Annotated in this window: 20 protein-coding genes and 1 tRNA gene; 19 read left to right on the forward strand and 2 right to left on the reverse strand. The window is 72.3% G+C overall.

From position 1 onward, the window contains the following. Positions 1–10 precede the first annotated feature (10 nt). Genes ACLQ21_RS14525 through era form a run of 5 tightly spaced genes read left to right on the forward strand, consistent with a single transcriptional unit; the run spans position 11 to position 4073 of the window. Positions 11–355 carry a histidine triad nucleotide-binding protein gene (locus ACLQ21_RS14525; RefSeq protein ID WP_425664678.1) on the forward strand — a complete coding sequence of 115 codons (345 nt, stop codon included), beginning with the start codon at positions 11–13 and terminating at the stop codon, positions 353–355. A 34-nt stretch (positions 356–389) separates the two neighbouring features. Next, positions 390–1358: a PhoH family protein gene (locus ACLQ21_RS14530; protein ID WP_425664716.1), complete on the forward strand. Its 969-nt coding sequence runs from the start codon at positions 390–392 to the stop codon at positions 1356–1358. Then, on the forward strand, positions 1358–1834 hold the full coding sequence (gene ybeY, locus ACLQ21_RS14535; protein WP_425664679.1) for an rRNA maturation RNase YbeY: 477 nt from the start codon (positions 1358–1360) through the stop codon (positions 1832–1834). Before ACLQ21_RS14530 ends, ybeY begins: the two co-directional genes overlap by 1 nt. Then, positions 1834–3111, forward strand: a complete 1278-nt coding sequence (locus ACLQ21_RS14540; RefSeq protein WP_425664680.1) for a hemolysin family protein — start codon at positions 1834–1836, stop codon at positions 3109–3111. The genes ybeY and ACLQ21_RS14540 overlap by 1 nt, the downstream gene beginning before the upstream one ends. Continuing rightward, the gene (era, locus tag ACLQ21_RS14545; RefSeq protein WP_425664717.1) at positions 3111–4073 is read left to right on the forward strand and encodes a GTPase Era; all 963 of its coding nucleotides are present in this window, start codon (positions 3111–3113) and stop codon (positions 4071–4073) included. The genes ACLQ21_RS14540 and era overlap by 1 nt, the downstream gene beginning before the upstream one ends. A gap of 227 nt (positions 4074–4300) precedes the next feature. Here the strand turns inward: era and ACLQ21_RS14550 are convergent, their stop codons facing one another. Continuing rightward, entirely contained in the window at positions 4301–5080 is a 780-nt protein-coding gene (locus tag ACLQ21_RS14550; RefSeq protein WP_425664681.1) for an FkbM family methyltransferase, read from the reverse strand. A gap of 251 nt (positions 5081–5331) precedes the next feature. Between ACLQ21_RS14550 and ACLQ21_RS14555 the strand changes: the two genes are divergently transcribed. From ACLQ21_RS14555 to ACLQ21_RS14595, 9 genes are all read left to right on the forward strand, one after another. Then, positions 5332–6609 (forward strand): sensor histidine kinase, encoded by a 1278-nt coding sequence (locus ACLQ21_RS14555; protein WP_425664682.1) that lies wholly within the window; start codon positions 5332–5334, stop codon positions 6607–6609. Beyond that, the gene (locus tag ACLQ21_RS14560) at positions 6606–7256 is read left to right on the forward strand and encodes a response regulator (protein ID WP_425664683.1); all 651 of its coding nucleotides are present in this window, start codon (positions 6606–6608) and stop codon (positions 7254–7256) included. Before ACLQ21_RS14555 ends, ACLQ21_RS14560 begins: the two co-directional genes overlap by 4 nt. Before the next feature lie 68 nt (positions 7257–7324). Next, the gene (locus tag ACLQ21_RS14565; protein WP_425664684.1) at positions 7325–7609 is read left to right on the forward strand and encodes a DUF1905 domain-containing protein; all 285 of its coding nucleotides are present in this window, start codon (positions 7325–7327) and stop codon (positions 7607–7609) included. 50 nt (positions 7610–7659) lie between these two features. Continuing rightward, positions 7660–8397: an alpha/beta fold hydrolase gene (locus tag ACLQ21_RS14570; RefSeq protein WP_425664685.1), complete on the forward strand. Its 738-nt coding sequence runs from the start codon at positions 7660–7662 to the stop codon at positions 8395–8397. Between the two features lie 723 nt (positions 8398–9120). Further along, positions 9121–9936: an ABC transporter ATP-binding protein gene (locus ACLQ21_RS14575; RefSeq protein WP_425664686.1), complete on the forward strand. Its 816-nt coding sequence runs from the start codon at positions 9121–9123 to the stop codon at positions 9934–9936. Then, a complete protein-coding gene (locus ACLQ21_RS14580; protein ID WP_425664687.1) occupies positions 9933–11372 on the forward strand; it encodes an FtsX-like permease family protein in 1440 nt (479 codons plus the stop codon). Before ACLQ21_RS14575 ends, ACLQ21_RS14580 begins: the two co-directional genes overlap by 4 nt. 157 nt (positions 11373–11529) lie before the next feature. Continuing rightward, positions 11530–13344 (forward strand): 2-isopropylmalate synthase, encoded by a 1815-nt coding sequence (leuA, locus tag ACLQ21_RS14585; RefSeq protein ID WP_425664688.1) that lies wholly within the window; start codon positions 11530–11532, stop codon positions 13342–13344. A gap of 24 nt (positions 13345–13368) precedes the next feature. Beyond that, entirely contained in the window at positions 13369–14100 is a 732-nt protein-coding gene (recO, locus tag ACLQ21_RS14590; RefSeq protein WP_425664689.1) for a DNA repair protein RecO, read from the forward strand. A 14-nt stretch (positions 14101–14114) separates the two neighbouring features. Beyond that, entirely contained in the window at positions 14115–14900 is a 786-nt protein-coding gene (locus tag ACLQ21_RS14595; RefSeq protein ID WP_425664690.1) for an isoprenyl transferase, read from the forward strand. 128 nt (positions 14901–15028) lie between these two features. Here ACLQ21_RS14595 and ACLQ21_RS14600 read toward each other — a convergent pair whose 3' ends face one another. After that, positions 15029–15637, reverse strand: a complete 609-nt coding sequence (locus ACLQ21_RS14600; protein ID WP_425664691.1) for a nucleotidyltransferase domain-containing protein — start codon at positions 15635–15637, stop codon at positions 15029–15031. A gap of 203 nt (positions 15638–15840) precedes the next feature. Between ACLQ21_RS14600 and ACLQ21_RS14605 the strand changes: the two genes are divergently transcribed. The 5 genes from ACLQ21_RS14605 (at position 15841) to ACLQ21_RS14625 (ending at position 21613) form a co-directional block, all read left to right on the forward strand. Next, positions 15841–17220 carry a glycine--tRNA ligase gene (locus tag ACLQ21_RS14605; protein ID WP_425664692.1) on the forward strand — a complete coding sequence of 460 codons (1380 nt, stop codon included), beginning with the start codon at positions 15841–15843 and terminating at the stop codon, positions 17218–17220. Further along, complete coding sequence (gene dusB / locus ACLQ21_RS14610) at positions 17217–18371, forward strand: tRNA dihydrouridine synthase DusB (protein ID WP_425664693.1); 1155 nt, start codon at positions 17217–17219, stop codon at positions 18369–18371. The genes ACLQ21_RS14605 and dusB overlap by 4 nt, the downstream gene beginning before the upstream one ends. Beyond that, positions 18364–19614: a deoxyguanosinetriphosphate triphosphohydrolase gene (locus tag ACLQ21_RS14615; protein WP_425664694.1), complete on the forward strand. Its 1251-nt coding sequence runs from the start codon at positions 18364–18366 to the stop codon at positions 19612–19614. Before dusB ends, ACLQ21_RS14615 begins: the two co-directional genes overlap by 8 nt. 6 nt (positions 19615–19620) lie before the next feature. Next, entirely contained in the window at positions 19621–21471 is a 1851-nt protein-coding gene (dnaG, locus tag ACLQ21_RS14620) for a DNA primase (protein ID WP_425664695.1), read from the forward strand. A gap of 66 nt (positions 21472–21537) precedes the next feature. After that, positions 21538–21613, forward strand: a tRNA-Asn gene (locus ACLQ21_RS14625). Positions 21614–21653: the final 40 nt, after the last annotated feature.

Genomic DNA, 21653 nt, shown 5'->3' on the forward strand with positions numbered 1-21653 from the left:
GCTGATCGGCATGGCTGAGCCCACCGTGTTCGAGAAGATCATCGCCCGCGAGATCCCTGCGGAGATCGTGCTCGAGAACGATCGCATCATCGCGTTCACCGACATCCACCCCCAGGCGCCCATGCACGTGCTCGTGGTGCCGAAGACGCCCGCGTACCGCGACGTCGTCGAGCTCGCGGCCGGCGACCCCGACCTGCTCGCCGAGATGATCCAGGCGGCGCAGGCGATCGCGCGCGAGCGCGGCGACGGCGACTTCCGCCTCGTGTTCAACACCGGCGAGCTCGCCGGTCAGACCGTGTTCCACGCCCACGCGCACGTGCTGGGCGGTTCGCTCGGAGAGGGCTCGCTTGCCTGACGCAACCCAGTCGATCGAGATCGACGGCATCGAGATGGTGCGGCTCCTCGGGCCGCAGGACCGCCTGCTGACGCGGCTCGAGCACGAGCATCCCGATGTGCGGGTCGCCGTGCGCGGCAACCTCGTCACGCTCGAGGGCCCGGAGGACGACGTCACGGTCGCAGGGCGGCTCGTGCAGGAGCTCGTCGACCTCGTGCGCCAGGGCGCCGACCTGAGCCAGACCGAGGTCGCGGAGGGCACACGCATCCTGCGCCAGGACTCGACCCGGAGCCTCTCCGACGCGATGGGCGAGGCGATCCTCACGTCGCGCGGCAAGTCGATCCGCGCCAAGACGGAGGGCCAGCGCGCCTACGTCGACGCGATCGACGAGCACACCATCGTCTTCGGCGTCGGCCCCGCCGGCACCGGCAAGACCTACCTCGCGATGGCGAAGGCCGTGCAGGCCCTCCACCGCAAGGAGGTCAACCGCATCATCCTCACGCGCCCCGCGGTCGAGGCCGGAGAGCGGCTGGGCTTCCTGCCTGGAACACTCACCGACAAGATCGATCCCTACCTGCGGCCGCTCTACGACGCGCTCAACGAGATGATGGACCCGGAGCTCGTGCCGAAGCTGCTCGCGACCGGTGTCGTCGAGGTCGCGCCGCTCGCTTACATGCGCGGTCGCACGCTCAACGACTCGTTCATCGTGCTCGACGAGGCGCAGAACACCACGCCCGAGCAGATGAAGATGTTCCTGACCCGCCTCGGCTTCGGCTCGCAGATGGTCGTCACGGGCGACTCGACGCAGGTCGACCTGCCCGCCGGCACCTCGGGGCTGCAGGTCGCGCAGCAGGTGCTGGGACGCATCGACGACATCCACTTCGCCGTGCTGACGAGTGCCGACGTCGTGCGCCACTCGCTCGTGGGCGAGATCGTCGACGCCTACACCGAGCACGACCAGCGCCAGATGGCGAAGCAGGCGCGCAAGTCGCAGCCGCCGCACCAGCGCGGTCGGAGGGGCTGATGGCGATCGACCTGCTGAACGAGACGGATGCCTCGGTCGACGAGGCGCAGCTGATCCGGCTCGTCGGGTTCGACCTCGAGCGCCTCTTCGTGCACCCCGACGCCGACGTGGCGATCGTGCTCGTCGACGTCGCCGCGATGGAGCAGCTGCACGTGCAGTGGATGGACGAGCCCGGCCCGACCGACGTGCTCTCGTTCCCGATGGACGAGCTGCGCCCCGGCGCGCACGACCGGCTGACGCCCGCGGGCCTGCTCGGCGACATCGTGCTGTGCCCGGAGGTCGCGCAGGCGCAGGCCGTCGAGGCCGGCCACAGCCTCATGACCGAGCTGCGGCTGCTGACGACCCACGGCCTGCTGCACCTGCTCGGTTTCGACCACGCCGAGCCGGCGGAGCGCGACGAGATGTTCACCCTGCAGGACAAGCTCCTGGCTGCGTTCGAGGAGCACGACGGCGGCACGCCGGGCCGCCTCCCCTGATGTTCGAGATCCTCCTCTTCGCCGCCGCCGCGGTGCTCATCGCGTTCGGCGCGTGGCTCGCCGCCGCTGACGCCGCGCTCGGCGTGGTCTCGCGCGCCGAGCTGCAGGACGCATCCGTCACCGCGCGCCACGGCCGCGCGATGCTCGCCATCGCCGACGACCTGCGCGGCCACCTCATGACGCTGCAGTTCGGCCGCATCATGTGCGAGACGCTCGCCGCCGTGCTCATCACCCTCGCGGTCGACTCGCTCGTCACCGAGTGGTGGACGACGCTGCTCATCGCGGGCGGCGTCATGATCGTCGTCTCGTTCGTGCTCGTCGGCACGAGCCCGCGAGCGGTCGGTCGCACGCACGCGGTCGCGCTGCTGCGGGGCTCCGCACGCTTCCTGCGCTTCTGGCGGGTGCTGATGGGGCCGATCGCGAGCCTCGTCGCCGCCGTCGGCGACAAGATCACGCCCGGACGGCAGCGCGAGACCGCGTTCACGACCGAGGCGCAGCTGCTGTCGATGGTCGACGCCGCGGCCGAGTCCGACGTGCTCGAGGACGACGACCGCGAGCTGATCCACTCGATCTTCGAGTTCAACGAGACGCTCGTGCGCGAGGTGATGGTGCCCCGGCCCGACATGATCACCGTCGAGCGCGACGCGACGGCCCAGGATGCGCTTCGGCAATTCCTCGACAACGGCCTGTCGCGCATGCCCGTGGTGGGCGAGGCGACCGACGAGATCATCGGCATCCTCTACCTCCGCGACGTCGTGCGCAGCCGCACGTGGCGGCCGGAGTCGACCGAGACCGCCGAGGAGCTCGCGCGGCCGGCGATCCTCGTGCCCGAGTCGAAGAAGGCCGACGACACCCTCGCGCTCATGCAGGCCGAGCGCGTGCACGTCGCGATGGTCGTCGACGAGTACGGCGGCATCGCCGGGCTCGTGACGCTCGAGGACCTCGTCGAGGAGCTCGTGGGCGAGATCCGCGACGAGCACGACCGGGGCCGCAGCGAGATCGTCGACGAGGGCGAGGGCGTCTGGCGCGTCTCGGCGCGGCTGCAGATCGACGAGCTGGGCGACCTGTTCGACCTCACGCTCGACGACGAGGACGTCGACACCGTCGGCGGCCTCGTGCAGAAGGAGCTCGGCCGCATCGCCGAGGTCGGCGACGTCGTCCACGCGGGAGAGCTGCGCATCGAGGTGCGCTCGATCGACGGCCGCGGCCGCAACGCGGGCGAGATGGAGGTCTCGCGCGAGGTTCGCGCGGACCGAGAGGCCGAGGGGGCCGCATGATGGACGACACCGCCGACCTCGACTCGGGTTCCGATGCCGCCGCTTTCGACTCCGGCGCGCAGGGCCAGCGCGACGCGGCGCACCGGAGCGGGTTCGTGACGTTCGTCGGGCGTCCGAACGCGGGCAAGTCGACGCTCATGAACGCGCTCGTGGGCGAGAAGATCGCCATCACGTCGTCGAAGCCGCAGACGACGCGGCACGCGATCCGCGGCGTCGTCCACCGCGACGACGCGCAGGTCGTGATCGTCGACACCCCCGGGATGCACAAGCCGCGAACGCTGCTGGGGAAGCGCCTCAACGCCGTCGTGCAGACGACGCTCGGCGACGTCGACGTCATCTGCCTGTGCGTGCCGGCCGACGAGCCGCTCGGCCCGGGCGACCGCTTCATCGACCAGCAGCTCGAGGGCTTCCCGCGAGCGAAGAAGGTGGCGGTCGTGACGAAGACCGACGCCGCCTCCAAGCAGCGCGTCGCCGAGCAGCTGCTCGAGGTCAACGAGCTGCGCGAGTGGGATGCCGTCGTGCCGCTGTCGTCGCTGCAGGGCACGCAGCTCGATGTGCTGCTCGACACGCTCGTCGGGCTGCTGCCCCAGGGCCCGCCGCTCTACGAGGCCGAGACGACCACCGAGGAGCCGCTGCACATCCGCATCGCCGAGCTGATCCGCGAGGCCGCGCTCGAGGGCGTGCGCGACGAGCTGCCGCACTCGATCATGGTGACGATCGACGACATCGTGCGCCGCGAGGACCGAGAGCTCACCGACGTCTACGCCAACCTCTGGGTCGAGCGCGACAGCCAGAAGGGCATCGTCATCGGCAAGGGCGGCTCGCGGCTGCGGCAGGTGGGGGCGGATGCGCGAGCCGAGATCGAGCGGATCGTCGGCACGCAGGTGCACCTCGACCTGCGCGTCAAGATCGCGAAGGAGTGGCAGGGCGACCCGAAGCAGCTGGGCCGCTTCGGGTTTTGAGTCCGCAGCGCTCAATGCGGCGAAGCCGCGTTGAGCGCGGAGGACTCAAGGTCGAGTAGCACGCGAAGCGCGCGTATCGAGACCCACCCACCCCGCTGGTCGAGCAGCACGCGAAGCGCGCGCATCGAGACCCACCCATCCCGCTGGTCGAGTAGCACGCGAAGCGCGCGTATCGAGACCCACCCACCCCGCTGGTCGAGCAGCACGCGAAGCGCGCGCATCGAGACCTAGCCTTCCGCCGCCCTGAAGAGGTAGTTCCGCGTGCCGAGCACCACCCGCTCGGCGGGCCGCCAGCCGCCGTCGCGCCAGGTCGCCATGCCGTAGCCGCGCGCCCGCAGCATCCTGCTGACGTCCTCGGCGGTCCGGCCGTACCGCGACAGATGTCGATCCTCGATCTCGAGCAGCAGCGCCGGCATGTCGCGCTCGAGCACGCGCGCCGCGCCGTGCAGCACCTCGGGCTCGAAGCCCTCGACATCCGCCTTGATGAAGCGCACGCGCTCGATGCCGCGCGCGTCGCACACGTCGTCGATCGTCGTCACCGGCACGCGGATGCGCCGCCCCGCCGAACCCGGCGCGCCGGTCGGCGCCAACCCGTCGGCGAGATGCGCGTGCCCGCTGATCGGCAGGCCGTACCGCGACGGCAGCACGAGCTGCAGGTGGCCGGCGACGCGGCCCATGCCGGAGTCCGAGAGTCGCACGTGCGAAGCGCCGACCGCACCGCGCACCGCGGCCAGCAGCCTGCGGGGCCGACGCTGCGGCTCGAAGCTGTGCACGGCGCCGCCCGGGCCGACGAGCTCGGCGAGCGGGAAGGTGTACATGCCGTAGGCGGCGCCGATGTCGAAGCAGACGTCGCCGGGACCGACGACGTGGTGCAGGCCGCGGAGCTCGGCCTCGGCCAGGCCGAGCGCGGCTGCGATCCGCAGTGATCGCGCGGCGACAGCGAGTCGCCCTCGGCCGCGCGCGAGCTCGGGCCGTCCGGCGGTTGTCTCGACGGTCGTCTCGTCCACGTGACCTCGGTCCTCTAGGCGGGTCTGCGCCAGTGCAGAGGCCGAGCATATCCGCGGGCTGCCGCAGGATCGGGCATCTCACGGCGAGCGGCTCCTCATCGAGCGCGGGCCGGTGCGACCTCCGCCGGTGGCCGAGCCCGCAGGATCGCCGCTGTCTGTGGTGGGTTCGACGGGGCGGACGCCTCCGTCGAGCGGATGATTCCGGGCCGTCGGACGGCCGCGCCCGTCGCGCTCCTCCTACGCTGGATCGCGTGACCACCCTCCCGACCATCGACGCCGCCGTGCCCGCCGCAGCGCATCCGGTCGACCCGGGGCGGGTTTCTACGCGGGCGCCCGGCTCGCTCCGCACCGACGCCATCATCGCGGCCGTCACCGTGCTCTTCCTTGCCCTGCCGACGCTGCTGCTCGGCACGGTCGGCTTCGGCTGGCACTGGCTGCTCGCCGCCATCGTCGCGCTCGCGATCCCCGGCGCGATCCTGCTGCGCCGCACGCAGCCGGTGCTCGCGATCGCCGGCCTCACCGTGCTCGCGGTCGTGCACGTCGTCGTCGCGGCACCCATGTTCCCGATGTGGTTCGGCGTGCTGGTCGTGCTCTACTCGGCGGGCCGCTTCTCGCGCTGGCCCGGCAGGCTCGCGGCGTTCGGGCTCGCGCTCGTCGCGTCGGTGCTCGCCGCCTACTGGATGACCACGACTGGCGGCATCGCCGGGTTCAGTGCGGGCCAGCCGGTGCCGATCGAGGAGATCGTGCGGTTCGTCGCGTTCCTGTGGATCCCGCCGATGCTGCTGTTCTCGATGACGATCCTCGTCGGCTGGGGCGTCGCGGCCGCCGCGCGCACGGAGGCGGCGACCGTCGTGGCGCAGGTTTCGCTGCAGCGCGCCGACCAGGAGGAGGAGCGCGCGGCGCTTGCCCGCGACATGCACGACGTCGTCGCGCACTCTCTCGCCGTCGTGATCGCGCAGGCCAACGGCGCGCGCTACACGGCTGACCCGGCCGCGAAGGATGCATCCCTCGAGACCATCGCGGGCACCGCCAAGGAGGCGCTCGGCGACGTGCGGCTGCTGCTCGCCCAGCTGCGGCACAGCGAGGCGCCCGACCCGGTCGCGTCGCTCGACGACGTCGACGTGCTCGTCGAGCGGATGCGCGCAAGCGGTCTCGACGTGCGCGTCGAGCGGGCGGGCGACCGGCCGGCGCTGCCCCGCACGGCCGACATCGCGGCCTACCGGATTCTGCAGGAGGCGCTCACGAACGCGCTGCGTCACGGCGACCGCGCAGAGCCGGTGCACGTGCGGCTGCACGGCGTGCCGGTCGCGCCGGGCGCCACCGGCATCGTGCTCGACGTGCACAACCGCATGCTGAGCGCTCCGGGTCACCCCGGGCACGGCGTGCGCGGCATGCACGAGCGCGCACGGCTCGCGGGCGGCGACGCATGGACCGGAGTCGAGGGCGGCTGGTTCCGGGTGCGGGCTGCGTTCCCCGCCGGGCTCATGCAGCAGGCGGGCGCGGCGCGCAGCCACGGGAGCGCCGCATGATCCGGGTGCTCATCGTCGACGACCAGGCGCTGTTCCGCGGCGGCATCCGCATGCTCGTCGAGTCGCAGCCCGACCTGACGTGCGTCGGGGAGGCGGCCGACGGGGCGCAGGCGGTGCGGCTCGCCGACGAGCAGCAGCCCGACGTGGTGCTCATGGACGTGCGGATGCCCGTGCTCGACGGCATCTCGGCGACTGACCGCATCGTGCGCGCGAACCCGGCGGCGCGCGTGGTCGTGCTCACGACCTTCGACCTCGACGAGGCGGCGGCGCGTGCCATCCGCGCTGGGGCGTCGGGCTTCATCCTCAAGGACGCGGAGCCCGAGCTCGTGCTCGCGGCGATCCGCACGGTGCACGCCGGCAACGAGGTCGTGGCGGCGAGCGCCACGCGTGAGCTGTTCAAGGCGTTCGGGCGGCAACGGCGCGCGGCCCCGACGGCGTTCGGCGAGCTGACCGATCGCGAGCGCGAGATCTTCGGGCTGGCGGCGAAGGGCCTCTCGAACACCGAGATCGCCCGCTCGGAGTTCGTCTCGGAGGCGACCGTGAAGACGCACATCTCGCGCATCCTGGCGAAGCTCGGCCTGCGCGACCGCGTGCAGCTCGTGGTGTTCGCCTACGAGCACGGGCTGGTGGGGGAGCAGCCCGTCTGACGCGGCGCCGGGCGCAGTGGGGAGTAGCCTGAGGCACCTCGTCAGCAGCACCACGAACGGAGCACGCCGTGTCCGGTCCCGGCTCTCTCGATCTTCGCTTCACCGCCGTCCTCGGACGCGTGCGCCCTGGCGACACCTGGACGTGCGTCGTGATGCCCGACTCGGCGACCGTCTTCGGTACTCGGGGCCTCGTGAAGGTCGCCGGGACCGTGGACGGCATGCCCTTCCGCGGTGCCTTCATGGCGCTCGGCGACGGCACCCACAAGCTGCCGATCGCGGCGAAGATCCGGCACGCCATCGGCAAGCAGGACGGTGACGAGGTCGACATCCACCTCACGGAGCGCTTGAGCTGAGCCGCGGTGGGCGTCGACGTGGCGACCCGGCGACCCGGCACGATGGGTGCATGCATCTCCACGAGTCCGGACCGCCCGATGGGCCTCCGCTGCTGCTCCTGCACGGCGGGGGAGTGTCCGGGTGGATGTGGCGGCCGACGCTCTCGGTGCTCCGCACGCCGGCACGGGTGCTGGTGCCCGACTTGCCTGGGCACGGCCGCAGCGCATCCCAGGACTACCGCTCGCACGACGAGACGGTCGGCGCGCTCGTCGAGCTGCTCGAGCGGCATGCGCCGGGCGGCGCCCTGGTCGTCGGCTTCTCGCTGGGTGCGCAGCTCGCGGTGCTGCTCACCGCCGAGCGCCCCGACCTCGTGACGGATGTCGTGGTCGTGAGCGCGCAGGCCAAGCCGCTCGCGCTCGCGGGCCCCACCGTCGCGATGCTGGCAGCAGCCGCGCCGCTCGCGCGCTGGCCGCGGTTCGCGCGGCTGCAGGCGAAGGAGCTGTTCGTGCCGGCGACCCTGCTGCCGGCCTACGTCGCCGAGTCGGCACGGATCAGCCGGGCGACGCTCGTCGCGAGCGTGTGCGAGAACATCCGCTTCACGCCGCCCGCCGCATGGGCGACGCCCGGAGCCCCGGCGCTCGTGCTCGCCGGCGCGCGAGAGCGCCGCGTCATGCGCGACTCCGCGAGGGCGCTGCATGCGGCACGCCCCGGGAGCGAATTGCGGATCGTCGACGGCATCGGCCACGGCCTGCCGCTGCAGGCGCCGGAGCTCATGGCGGCGATGCTCGACGAGCGCCTGGCTGGTTGAGCCGCTCCGCGCCCTCCGCCGCACCCGCTGGTTGAGCCGCTCCGCGCCCTCCGCCCCACCCGCTGGTTGAGCCGCGCGCCGCCCGCGGCCGCCCCGCCCCCACCCGCTGGTTGAGCCGCTCCGCGCCGAAGGCGCTGAGCGTGTCGAAACCACAGCCCCAGCTGACCAAGGGGCCGGTTTCGACACGGTCAGGGCGCTGGGCGCCCGGACCGGCTCAACGAGCGGGGGCGGGTCTACCCGCTGGTTGAGCCGCTCCGCGCCGGAGGCGCTGAGCGTGTCGAAACCGCAGCCCGAGCCGGCCTAGGGGCCGGTTTCGACACGGTCAGGGCGCTGGGCGCCCGGACCGGCTCAACCATCGGGGGCGCGTCTACCCGCTGGTTGAGCCGCTCCGCGCCGGAGGCGCTGAGCGTGTCGAAACCGCAGCCCCAGCCGACCAAGCGGCCGGTTTCGACACGGTCGGGGGCGCTGCGCGCCCGGCCCGCTCAACCAACGGGGGCGGGTCTACCCGCTGGTTGAGCCGGTCCGCGCCGAAGGCGCTGAGCGTCTCGGAACCGCAGCCCCGGCCGGCCAAGGGCCGGTTTCGACACGGTCAGGGCGCTGGGCGCCCGGACCGGCTCAACCAGCGGGGGTCGGGCAGCGGCCGCGCACATCATCCCCTCGGATGACCCCGGATCGGCCCACCGCCCGACGACGCCCGCCGCGCGAATCCGTTGACTGGGAGGCATGCACCAGCACGCACTCCGCCTCCGAGCCGTCACGAAGCGCTTCGGCACCGGCGACGCATCCGTCACCGCCCTCGACCGCCTCGATCTCGAGATCGAGCCCGGCACACTCACGGCCGTCATGGGTCAGTCGGGGTCGGGCAAGTCCACCCTGCTGCACCTCGCCGCGGGGCTCGACGCGCCCACCTCGGGCGACGTCGTCATCGGCGGCACGTCCGTCGTCGGCCTCGACGACGACGCGCTCACGGCGCTGCGCCGCGCGCAGGTGGGCGTCGTCTTTCAGTCGTTCAACCTCGTGCCGAGTCTCACTGCACTCGAGAACGTGCAGCTGCCCGCGCTGCTCGCCGGGCAGCAGCCGGATCGCGCGCGCATACGCTCGCTGCTCGATGACCTGGGCGTCGCCGGGCTGGTCGGGCGGAGGCCGCATGAGCTCTCGGGCGGCCAGCAGCAGCGCTTCGCCATCGCGCGGGCGCTCGCCCACCGCCCCGCCATCGTGCTCGCCGACGAGCCGACGGGCGCGCTCGACAGCGCCACGTCGCTCGAGGTGCAGCAGATCCTCGTCGCGCAGGCCGCCGCGGGCCAGGCGATCGTCGTCGTGACGCACGATCCCGCGGGCGCGGCCCGCGCCGAACGCGTCGTGCTGCTGCGCGACGGTCGGATCGACGACGACCTCCCGGCCACCGACGCGGCGACGATCGCGCAGCGCATGCTGCAGCGCCCGATGGACCCGGCTCCGGATGGTGCACCTCAGACCTCGGGTCCAGCATCCGCGATCGGGTCCAGCAGCGCGCCCGCACGCTGGACCGCGCAGCGATGACCGCCGCCACCACTGTGGCCGTCGCGCCCGTCGCCCCCGCCCGGCGGCTCGACGCCTCCTCCCGCACCGGCGCATCCCTCGCCTTCGGTGTCGCCGCGCTCGCCGCGGCGTTCGGCACGGCGCTCTCGACGCTCATGGAGCACGCCGCGCTCGCCCTCTACGGCGAGCGCATGGTGGCCGAGAGCGAGACCGCCCGCCTGCTGCTCGCGATCGCCGGCACGCTCCTCATCGGCGTCTCGGTCGTCGTCGCGGCGATCGTCGTGCGCCAGGCGCTGACGGGCGCCGTCGACGACCTGCGCGGCGAGATCGCGCTGCGCCGCCTGCTGGGCGCCACGGCCGGTTCCGAGCGGCGACGGATGCTGACCCGGTTCGTGGGCGTCGGCGTCGGCGGCGCCGCGATCGGCTGGGTCGCCGGCGTGCTCGTCGCGCTGCCTGTCGAGGCCCTGCTGTCGCAGCTGCCGGGCGGCTTCGAGCTGACCGGCATGCCGCCGCTCATGCCCGCGGCACTGATCCCCGCGGGGGCGGTCGCCGTCGCCGCGGCGGCGGCCGCCTGGCTCGCCACGCGCGAGGTGCTCGCCGTCACGCCGCTCGAGGCGCTCCGCGGCTCGGGCATCGACGTCGAGACGGTTCGGCGCCCGCGCCGTCGCGCCGCGATCGTCGGGCTCGGCATCGGCGCGCTGCTGCTCGCCGCCGCGGTCGCGCTCGGCACCCTCACGCCGCTCGCCGTGCTCGTCGGCTTCGCCGGGGGCGTCGTGCTCGTGGTCGGCATCGTCGGCATCGCGCCCGCGGTCGCACCGCCGCTCGTCGCGCTCGCCGGCCGCGCCATGGGGCGCTCGGTGCCCGCGCGCGTCGCGGCGGGGACGCTTGCGACGCATCCGGGCCGCACGGCCTCGCTCGTGCTCGCGCTCTTCGTCGGCGCCGCGATCGTCACGATGATGGTGACGGCCGGGGCATCCCTCACAACCTCGGTGCTGACGATCGAGCGCGACCCGGTGTTCCGCGCCGAGCTCGAGGCGCTCCTGACCGGCGTCACGGCCGTCGTGACCGCGATCGTGGGCTTCTCGGCAGTGCTCGGCGTGCTCGGCTTCGTCGCCGCGATGCTGCTGTCGGTGCGGCGGCGCACGCGCGAGATCGGGCTGCTGCGGATGCTCGGCCTGCGGCGAGCGCACACGATGCGGATGCTGCTGGCGGAGGCGGGCGCGATCACGATCGTCGCCGTCACGACGGGCTTCGGCGTGGGGCTGCTGCTGGGTTGGATCGGCGTGCAGTCGATGGTCGGCTCGGTGCCGGGCGTCGTCTCGACGGCGCCGACGATCCCGTGGCAGCTGCCGCTCTCGCTGGTCGTCGCCGGGCTCGCAATCGCCACGGCGGCGAGCCTGCCTGCGGGCCGTCGCGCCTCGCGCATCGCTCCGCTCGCCGCCGTCGCCGCCGACTGACGGCCCTCGTGCACCCGCCCCGAGAGGAGGGTGGGTGTACGATGGGGGCATGCAGAGCGCGCTGCTCCTTCGTCGCCGCGACGAGGCCTGAACCTCGGGCTTCCTCGTCGCGGAGGCTGTCCTGCCCGGACCCAGGAGCAAGCGACAGGAGCGATCGATGAAGAACATGCAGCAGCCATCCGGGATGCCGGCACACCGGTACATCCCGTACCACGAGCAGATCAAGGTCGAACTGCCCGACCGGACCTGGCCCTCGAAGCGCATCGAGCGCGCGCCCCGCTGGTGCGCCGTCGACCTGCGTGACGGCAACCAGGCGCTGATCGACCCCATGACGCCCGATCGCAAGCTGATGATGTTCCAGCTGCTCGTGCGGATGGGCTACAAGGAGATCGAGGTCGGGTTCCCGTCGGCGAGCCAGCTCGACTTCGACTTCGTGCGCAAGCTCATCGACGAGGACCTAATCCCCGACGACGTCACGATCCAGGTGCTGACGCAGTGCCGCGACCACCTCATCCGCCGCACGTTCGAGTCGATCGACGGTGCGAAGCAGGCCATCGTGCACATCTACAACTCGACGAGCGTGCTGCAGCGCGACGTGGTCTTCCGCTCCGACCGCGAGGGCGTCAAGCAGATCGCCGTCGACGGCGCGAAGCTGTGCCTCGAGCTCGAGGGCATGCTCGAGTCGACGAAGGTCTTCTACGAGTACAGCCCCGAGTCGTACACGGGCACCGAGCTCGACTACGCGCTCGAGGTCTGCAACGCGATCATCGAGACGCTCGACGCGCGCCCCGAGCGGCCCGTCATCATCAACCTGCCCTCGACGGTCGAGATGGCGACGCCCAACGTCTACGCCGACTCGATCGAGTGGATGCACCGCAACCTCGCGCGCCGCGAGTCGGTCATCCTGTCGCTGCACCCGCACAACGACCGCGGCACCGGCGTCGCGGCCGCCGAGCTCGGCTACATGGCCGGCGCCGACCGCATCGAGGGCTGCCTGTTCGGCAACGGCGAGCGCACCGGCAACGTCGACCTCGTCGCGCTGGGCCTCAACCTGCTGACGCAGGGCATCGACCCCGAGATCGACTTCTCCGACCTCGACGGCATCCGCCGCGTGGCCGAGCACTGCAACCAGCTGAAGGTGCACGAGCGCAGCCCGTGGGCCGGCGACCTCGTCTACACCGCCTTCTCCGGCTCCCACCAGGACGCCATCAAGAAGGGCTTCGAGCGGATGGCTGCAGACGCGGCCGCGCAGGGCAAGAGCGTCGACGAGATCACCTGGGCCGTGCCCTACCTGCCGATCGACCCGAAGGACGTCGGCCGCAGCTACGAGGCCGTCATCCGCGTGAACTCGCAGTCGGGCAAGGGCGGCGTCGCCTACCTGCTGAAGGCCGACCACGGCCTCGACCTGCCCCGCAGGCTGCAGATCGAGTTCTCGAACATCGTGCAGGCCCGCACCGACACCGAGGGCGGCGAGGTGACGAGCGGCGACATCTGGACGATCTTCAGCGACGAGTACCTGCCGAACCCGTCGCGCGAGGCCGAGGACCAGTGGGGCCGCTTCGAGCTGCGCGAGGTCGCCTCGTCGTCGTCGCTCGGCGGCGAGACGCGGCTGACGGTCGTGCTGCGCGACGAGCAGACGCTCCGCGACGTCGAGTCCGCCGGCAACGGCCCGATCGATGCGCTGCTGTCGCTGCTGCGCGCGGAGGGCGTCGAGGTCTCGCTCATCGACTACGTCGAGCACACGCTCGCCGAGGGCCAGGATGCGCAGGCGGCGTCGTACGTCGAGCTCGACCTCGGCGGCACGCGCTTCTGGGGCGTCGGGATCGACCACTCCTCGACGAACGCGTCGCTGCGCGCGATCGTCTCCGCCGTCAACCGGGGGCTGCGCGCACGCGTCGTCGAGCCGGTCGCGCCAGGGACGGTGGCGCCGGAGACCGCGGCGCAGGAGCCGGTCACGGCGCAGAGCCGGTAGCCGCCGAGACTCGCCGACGAATCCGTGCCCACCTACCGCGACGAGGGCGTCGTCCTCCGCACCCACCAGCTGGGGGAGGCCGACCGAATCGTCACGCTGCTGACGCGCGAGCACGGCAAGGTGCGTGCCGTCGCGCGCGGCGTGCGGCGCACCTCGTCGCGGTTCGGGGCCAGGCTCGAGCCGTTCATGGTCGCCGACCTGCAGCTCGCGGTCGGCCGGAGCCTCGACATCATCACGCAGGCGGTGACGCTCGGCAGCTACGCGCCCGTGATCGTGGCCGACTACCGCAGCTACACCGCCGCGACCGCGATGGTCGAGACCGCCGACCGGCTCACCGACGAGGACGGCTCGCGCCAGCAGTACCTGCTGCTCGTCGGGGCGCTGCGCTCGCTCGCGCGCTCGGAGCACGACGCGTCGCTCACGCTCGACTCCTACCTGCTGCGCGCGCTCTCGATCGCGGGCTGGGCGCCGTCGTTCGGCGACTGCGCCGTCACCGGCGAGCCCGGTCCGCACCGCTCCTTCGTGCCGCAGCTCGGCGGCATGGTCTCCGACAGCGCGGCGCCTCCCGGGGCGCTCCGCATCGACGAGCCGACCCTCGAGTTGCTGTCCGCGCTGCTCACGGGTGACTGGCCGCTCGCCGAGGCCGCGCACCAGGGCATCCGCACCCGCGCATCCGGCGCCGTGGCCGCGTACGTGCAGTTCCACCTGGAGCGGGGACTCCGCAGCCTCGAGCACGTCGATCGGAGCGCGCAGTGATGTCGGAAGGCGCAGTGAGCCAAGGGCTGCGGCCGATCGACTGGACCGGCGAGCAGCCTCCCGCCTACGAGCGGGGCACGCTCCCGAAGCACGTCGCGATCATCATGGACGGCAACGGCCGCTGGGCGAACCAGCGCGGCCTCACCCGCACGCAGGGCCACGCGGCGGGCGAGGCGGTGCTGCTCGACGTCGTCGCGGGGGCGCTGCAGGCGGGCATCGAGCACCTGTCGGTCTACGCGTTCTCGACCGAGAACTGGAAGCGGAGCCCCGACGAGGTGCGCTTCCTTATGGGCTTCAACAAGGACGTGCTGCGCCGCCAGCGCGACCAGCTCGACGCGTGGGGCGTGCGCGTGCGGTGGGCGGGTCGTCGACCGCGGCTGTGGGCATCCGTCATCCGCGAGCTCGAGGAGGCCGAGCGCCGCACCGCCGGCAACTCGACGATGACGCTGCAGATGTGCGTCAACTACGGGGGCACGCACGAGATCGCGGATGCGATGCGCTCGATCGCCGAGGACGTCGCGGCCGGGCGGCTGAGTCCCAAGGGCGTCACCGACCGGCTCGTGCGCAGCCGGATGTACAACCCGGATGTGCCGGACGTCGACCTCTACATCCGGTCGTCGGGCGAGCAGCGCATCTCGAACTTCCTCACGATGCAGGGCGCGTACGCCGAGATGGTGTTCCTCGACAGGCTGTGGCCCGACTTCTCGCGCAGCGACCTGTGGCGGGCGCTCGACGTCTACAGCGGGCGCGACCGTCGCTTCGGTGGCGCGGTCGACATCCCTTCTCCGCTCGTCGAGTAGGTCGCGGAGCGCCCGTATCGAGACGGATTGATCTCGATACGCGGCCTTCGGCTGCTACTCGATCAGCGGGGTGAGGCGGCCTTCGGCTGCTACTCGATCAGCGGAGGGGATCGACCAGCGGAGTCGGATCAGGCCGAGGCGAGGCGCTCCCGCCACGGGTGGTCGTCCGTGAGCCGGTCGGCGAGCCATGCGCGCGCCTCGTCGTCGAGCGCCGGCAGCGCCTCGTCGAGCCACACGACGTCGGCGTTCTCCGCCGCCGCGTAGGCAAGCACGATCTGCGGCTTCGCGAAGCGGATGCCGTCGACCGTCACGAGCGCCTCGTCGAGCGGCAAAGTGACGGCGGTGTCGCGGCGGAAGCGCCACGACTCGGTGTCGCTCGGGTCGAGCAGCACCTCGTACTCCCACTGCCCGTACGCGCTGTGGCGCAGCCAGATGCTCGTGGTGCCGAGCGGCAGCACGTCGGAGTCGTGGGGGAGCAGCGGCTTCAGCGCGCCCTGGAAGGCGGACCACAGCTGCCACTTGCCGCCGAGCCATCCGCGCAGGAGGCTGAGCTCGGCGCGCGGGATGACGATGTCGAGGTCGCCGTGCGGGCGCGCGCTGTCGCCGAGCGCGACGTCGATCGCCCAGCTGCCGCCGATCCACCACGCGCCGGAGTAGCCGTCGAGCAGCTCTGCAGCATCGCTCGGCCAGCGCTCCGCCCACGCACCGTAGAGCTCGCACCGCTCCTCGCTCCGCATCAGGCCTCCTCGCAGACGATCGGGGCGCGTGCGCCCCGATTCACGAGCCTATCTCAGCGCCGTGTCACCCCATGTGCACACCGCCCGGCCGCTGGGCCGCGGACCACGGCGCCGCTCGGTAGAATCGAGGTTCACGTGCCGTGCGCGGGGCCGGAGCTGACCGGCTCCGGCAGCCAGCGTGCGACCGAACCCAAGGAGTATCCGTGGTGCAGAACCGTCTCGACGCCGTCATCAACCTCGCGAAGCGGCGTGGCTTCGTGTTCCAGGCGGGCGAGATCTACGGCGGCTCCCGCTCCGCGTGGGACTACGGGCCTCTCGGCGTCGCGCTCAAGGAGAACATCAAGCGCCAGTGGTGGAAGACATTCGTGCAGGGCCGCGACGACATGGTGGGCCTCGACTCGTCGATCATCCTGCCCTCGGCCGTCTGGCACGCATCCGGTCACGTCGCCACGTTCACCGACCCGCTCGTCGAGTGCCTGCAGTGCCACAAGCGGCACCGCCAGGATCACCTCGAGGAGGCGTTCGCCGCCAAGAAGGGCCGCGACGCGGCCTCGATGGAGGAGATCACCTGCCCCGACTGCGGCACGACCGGCAAGTGGACCGAGCCGCAGATGTTCTCCGGCCTCATGAAGACCTACCTCGGCCCCGTCGACAACGAGGCCGGGCAGCACTACCTGCGCCCCGAGACGGCGCAGGGCATCTTCGTCAACTTCTCCAACGTGCTCACGGTCTCGCGCAAGAAGCCGCCGTTCGGCATCGGCCAGGTGGGCAAGGCGTTCCGCAACGAGATCACGCCCGGCAACTTCATCTTCCGCACCCGCGAGTTCGAGCAGATGGAGATCGAGTTCTTCACGGCGCCCGACGACGCGCCCGAGTGGTTCGACCGCTGGGTCGAGGCGTGCTGGCAGTGGTTCGTCGACCTCGGCGTCGACCCCGCGAACATGCGCCGCTTCGACGTGCCCGATGAGGAGCGCGCGCACTACTCGGCCGGCACGATCGACGTCGAGTACCGCTTCGGCTTCCAGGGCTCGGAGTGGGGCGAGCTCATGGGCATCGCCAACCGCACCGACTTCGACCTGCGCTCGCACTCCGAGGCGTCCGGCAAGGACCTCGTGTACTTCGATCAGGCGACCGGCGAGCGCTACACGCCGTACGTCATCGAGCCGTCCTTCGGCCTCACCCGCAGCCTGATGGCGTTCCTCGTCGACGCGTACGCCGAGGAGGAGGTGCCGAACGCGAAGGGCGGCACCGACACCCGCACCGTGCTGCGCCTCGACCCGCGCCTCGCACCCGTCAAGGTCGCCGTGCTGCCGCTGTCGCGCAACGACCAGCTCTCGCCGCTCGCGCGCGAGATCGCCGGCCGCCTGCGCAGCCTGTGGGCGATCGACTTCGACGACGCCGGCGCGATCGGCCGCCGCTACCGCCGCCAGGACGAGGTGGGCACGCCCTTCTGCGTCACGATCGACTTCGACTCGCTCGAGGACGGCGCCGTGACCGTGCGCGAGCGCGACTCGATGGCGCAGACCCGCGTCAAGGTCGACGAGCTCGAGGCGCACCTCGCGCAGGGGCTCATCGGGGCGTGAGCACTCCAGTGAGCACCACGCCGGCGCTGTCGATCGGGCCCATCGCCCTCGACGCGCCGGTCGTGCTCGCGCCCATGGCCGGCATCACGAACACAGCGTTCCGGAGACTGTGCCGCGAGTTCGGCGCGGGCCTGTACGTGAGCGAGATGATCACCTCGCGCGCGCTCGTCGAGCGCACGCCCGAGACGATGCGGCTCATCAGCCACCACGAGTCGGAGTCGCTGCGCTCGGTGCAGCTGTACGGCGTCGACCCGAAGACGATCGAGCAGGCCGTCGGGATCCTCGTCGACGAGGACCGCGCCGACCACATCGACCTCAACTTCGGCTGCCCGGTGCCGAAGGTGACCCGCCGCGGCGGTGGCAGCGCCCTGCCGTGGAAGCGCGACCTGTTCCGGGCGATCGTGACCCGCGCGGTCGAGCGGGCCGGCGACATCCCCGTCACCGTGAAGATGCGCAAGGGCATCGACGACGACCACCTGACCTTCCTCGACGCCGGCCGCATCGCCGAGGACGCCGGCGTCGCGGCGGTCGCGCTCCACGGCCGCACGGCCGCGCAGCACTACTCCGGCACCGCCGACTGGTCGGCGATCGCCCAGCTGAAGGAGGCCGTGACCTCGGTGCCGGTGCTCGGCAACGGCGACATCTGGCAGGCCGAGGATGCGGTGCGCATGATGCGCGAGACCGGCGTCGACGGCGTCGTGGTGGGCCGCGGCTGCCTCGGCCGGCCGTGGCTGTTCGGCGACCTCGCCGCCGCGTTCGCGGGCAGCGACGAGCGGCACCGGCCGACGCTCGGGCAGGTCGCGCAGGCGTTCCGCCGGCACGCAGAGCTCCTCGTCGAGTTCTTCGACGAGGAGGATCGCGCCTGCCGCGACATCCGCAAGCACGTCGCCTGGTACTTCAAGGGCTACCCGGTCGGCGGCGACGCCCGCCGCGCCCTCGCGGGTGTCGAGTCGCTCGCGCAGCTCGACGACCTGCTCGGCGCGCTCGACCACGCCGTGCCGTACGTCGCCGAGGGCATCGAGGGCCAGCGCGGCCGGGCGGGCAGCCCGCGGAAGCCCGCGCTGCCCGACGGCTGGCTCGACAGCCCCGAGCTGACGCCGACGCAGCGGGCCGCGCTCATCGAGGACGAGAGCGACACCCGTGGTGGCTGACGGGGGCGCAGCGGTCGTCGGCGCGTACAGCGCCCACGACGCCGAGCGACGGCTGCCCGAGACGCACGGGTCGGCGCGCACCGACTTCGCCAGGGATCGCGCGCGCCTGCTGCACTCGAGCGCATTCCGCAGGCTCGGGCAGAAGACGCAGGTGCTCTCGCCCACGATGGGCTTCGACGACTCCCGCACGCGCCTGACCCACTCGCTCGAGGTGGCGCAGATCGGCCGCGAGCTCGCCGGCGAGCTGGGCCTCGACCCCGACGTCGTCGACACCGCGTGCCTCGCGCACGACATCGGGCACCCGCCCTTCGGGCACAACGGCGAGCGCGGCCTCAACGAGTGGGCGCTCTCGATCGGAGGCTTCGAGGGCAACGCGCAGACGCTGCGGGTCATCACCCGGCTCGAGCCGAAGATCATCCGCGACCGGCCCTACGGGCTCAACCTGACGCGCGCGTCGGTCGACGCCGCCTGCAAGTACCCGTGGCCCGCCGGCGACGTGCACGACGCATCCGGCCGCATCAAGTTCGGCTTCTACGAGTCCGACCGCGAGGCGTTCGAGTGGATGCGCGAGGGCGCGCCGGAGGGCAGGCCGAGCCTCGAGGCGCAGGTCATGGACCTCGCCGACGACATCGCCTACTCGGTGCACGACTTCGAGGACGCCGTGGTGGGCGGCTACGTCGACGTCGCGAAGCTGCAGAGCCGCGTCGGCCACGACGAGCTCGTCTCGACGATGCTCACGTGGGTCGGGCCGGAGTTCACGCGCGACGAGCTGCTCGCCGCCTTCGATCGGCTCGACGACCTCGACACCTGGCTGCGCTCGTTCGACGGCTCGCGCGCCGACCACGCGAAGCTCAAGAACCTCACGTCGAAGCTGATCGGGCGCTTCGCGAACGCGTCGAGCCGCCGCACCCGCGAGACGCACGAGGGGCCGCTCGGCCGCTACCGCGGCACCGTCGAGGTGCCGCATGAGGTGCGGGCCGAGATCGCGGTGCTCAAGGGCACCGCCGCGAGCTTCATCCTCGCCGAGCGGCGCCAGCCGATCTACGCGAGCCAGCGGCGCATCCTGCAGGAGCTGGCCGACGCGCTGCTGCGCATCGGTCCCGAGGCGCTCGACCGCGCCTACGCCGACGACTGGGCCGAGGCGACCGACGACGCCGAGCGCGCCCGCGTGGTGGTCGACCAGGTGTCGAGCCTCACCGACCGTGGCGCGTTCGCGTGGCACGAGCGCCACGTGGGGGACTGAGCGGCCATGGCGGGGCGCATCCGGCGGGAGGACATCGACGAGCTGCGGTCGCGCATCTCGATCGTCGACGTCGTCGGCGCGCACGTGACGCTCAAGACGGCGGGCGTCGGCAGCATGAAGGGCCTGTGCCCGTTCCACGACGAGCGCTCGCCGTCGTTCCACGTGCGGCCCGCGGTCGGCAGGTACCACTGCTTCGGATGCGGTGAGGACGGCGACGTCTTCCAGTTCGCGATGGCGATGGACCACACGTCGTTCGCGGAGACGGTGGAGCGGTTCGCGTCGCAACTGGGCTACACGCTGCACTACGAGGACGGCAAGCCGCAGGAGGAGACGAGCGGCCGGCTGCGGCTGCTCGAGGCCAGCCGCGCGGCGGAGGCGTACTTCCGGGAGCAGCTGCTGACGCCCGCGGCGGCCCTCGGGCAGCGGTTCCTGGGGGAGCGGGGCTTCGACCTCGCCGCCGCCGAGCGCTTCGGCGTCGGCTTCGCGCCGGCGTCGTTCGAGTCGCTGAAGCAGCACTTGCGTGGCCGCGGGTTCACCGAGGCGGAGCTGCTCGGGGCGGGCCTCCTGAGCGAGGGGCAGCGGGGCAGCTACGACCGCTTCAGGGGGCGGCTGATCTGGCCCATCCGCGACGTCGCGGGCGCCACCGTCGGCTTCGGCGCGCGACGCCTCTCCGACGACGACAAGGGCCCGAAGTACCTCAACTCGCCCGAGACGCCGATCTTCCGCAAGGGCCAGGTGCTGTACGGCCTCGACCTGGCGAAGCGCGACATCGCCCGGGGTCACGAGGCCGTCGTGGTCGAGGGCTACACGGATGTGATGGCGTGCCATCTCGCGGGCGTCACGACCGCGGTCGCGACGTGCGGCACCGCGTTCGGCGTCGACCACATCAAGGTGCTGCGCCGCGTGCTCGGTGACGTCTCGACGACCGATACGCGCTCGCTGGGCAGGGTGGTCTTCACGTTCGACCCCGATGAGGCAGGCCAGAAGGCAGCGGCTCGCACGTTCGCGGAGGAGCAGCGCTTCGCCGCGCAGACCTTCGTCGCCGTGCCGCCCGGCGGCCTCGACCCCTGCGACCTGCGGCTCGAGCGCGGCGACGACGCCGTGCGAAAGCTCGTGCAGTCGCCCCGGCCGCTGTTCGAGTTCATGCTGCGCCGCATCGTCGCGCAGCACGACCTCGAGACGGTCGAGGGCCGCGTCGACGCCATGCGCCGTGCCGCGCCCGTGCTGCAGTCGATCCGCGACCGGGCGCTCGCCGACGGCTACACGCGCACGGTCGCGGGATGGCTGGGGGTCTCGCCCGAGGACGTGCGGCGAGCGGTGCGGCAGGCCGGGCCGCGCCCAGCGGGCGCTCCCGACGAGACGGCGGCAGCGCATCCGCCCGCCGACGTCGCCCTGCGGCAGCTCGAGCGCGACCCTGCGTCGCGGCTTGAGCGCGACGCGATCTCGGCGCTGCTGCAGCAGCCGGCGGTGCTCGGGCGCGAGCTCGCGGTGCGCGGCGCGACCGCGTATATCGCCAACCCGTCGCTCGCGGTCGTGCGCGACGGCGTGCTGGCGTCGCTCGATGCGATCGAGCGGCCCGACTTCTCGGAGCGCGTCGCGGAGGCCGTGCCTGCCGAGATCGTGCCGCTCGTGCGCACGCTCGCGATGGCGCCCATCCCGCAGTCGACGAACGACGGCGTCACAGCCTACGTGCGCGGCATCGTCGGCTCGCTCGTCGACCGCGACATCCTGCGCCGCAAGGCCGAGCTGCTCGGCAGCCTGCAGCGCCTCGGTGTGGCCGACCCCGAGGCCTCGAAGCGGCTGCAGGAGCAGCTGCTCGAGCTGGAGCGCGAGCGCAGGTCGCTGCGCTCGGAGTAGCGGCGCCCCGCCCGATGTGACCGCGGGCCGCGCGGGATGCTACGCTTGTCGTCGCTCCTGCAGCGATCCTCGATAGCTCAATTGGCAGAGCAGCCGGCTGTTAACCGGCAGGTTGATGGTTCGAGTCCATCTCGGGGAGCCAACGGCCCCGCGCTTCGCGCGGGGCCTTCTGCGTTCTGCGC

The sequence above is a fragment of the Agrococcus sp. DT81.2 genome, assembly GCF_049844935.1.
Lineage (GTDB): Bacteria > Actinomycetota > Actinomycetes > Actinomycetales > Microbacteriaceae > Agrococcus.

What these genes read in the sequence shown, in the direction of transcription:
- ACLQ21_RS14525 (WP_425664678.1), top strand. Translation starts at nt 11, where the DNA reads ATGGCTGAGCCCACCGTGTTCGAGAAGATCATCGCCCGCGAGATCCCT.
- ACLQ21_RS14530 (WP_425664716.1), top strand. Translation starts at nt 390, where the DNA reads ATGGTGCGGCTCCTCGGGCCGCAGGACCGCCTGCTGACGCGGCTCGAG.
- ybeY (WP_425664679.1), top strand. Translation starts at nt 1,358, where the DNA reads ATGGCGATCGACCTGCTGAACGAGACGGATGCCTCGGTCGACGAGGCG.
- ACLQ21_RS14540 (WP_425664680.1), top strand. Translation starts at nt 1,834, where the DNA reads ATGTTCGAGATCCTCCTCTTCGCCGCCGCCGCGGTGCTCATCGCGTTC.
- era (WP_425664717.1), top strand. Translation starts at nt 3,111, where the DNA reads ATGGACGACACCGCCGACCTCGACTCGGGTTCCGATGCCGCCGCTTTC.
- ACLQ21_RS14560 (WP_425664683.1), top strand. Translation starts at nt 6,606, where the DNA reads ATGATCCGGGTGCTCATCGTCGACGACCAGGCGCTGTTCCGCGGCGGC.
- ACLQ21_RS14570 (WP_425664685.1), top strand. Translation starts at nt 7,660, where the DNA reads ATGCATCTCCACGAGTCCGGACCGCCCGATGGGCCTCCGCTGCTGCTC.
- ACLQ21_RS14575 (WP_425664686.1), top strand. Translation starts at nt 9,121, where the DNA reads ATGCACCAGCACGCACTCCGCCTCCGAGCCGTCACGAAGCGCTTCGGC.
- ACLQ21_RS14580 (WP_425664687.1), top strand. Translation starts at nt 9,933, where the DNA reads ATGACCGCCGCCACCACTGTGGCCGTCGCGCCCGTCGCCCCCGCCCGG.
- leuA (WP_425664688.1), top strand. Translation starts at nt 11,530, where the DNA reads ATGAAGAACATGCAGCAGCCATCCGGGATGCCGGCACACCGGTACATC.
- ACLQ21_RS14600 (WP_425664691.1), bottom strand. Translation starts at nt 15,637, where the DNA reads ATGCGGAGCGAGGAGCGGTGCGAGCTCTACGGTGCGTGGGCGGAGCGC.
- dnaG (WP_425664695.1), top strand. Translation starts at nt 19,621, where the DNA reads ATGGCGGGGCGCATCCGGCGGGAGGACATCGACGAGCTGCGGTCGCGC.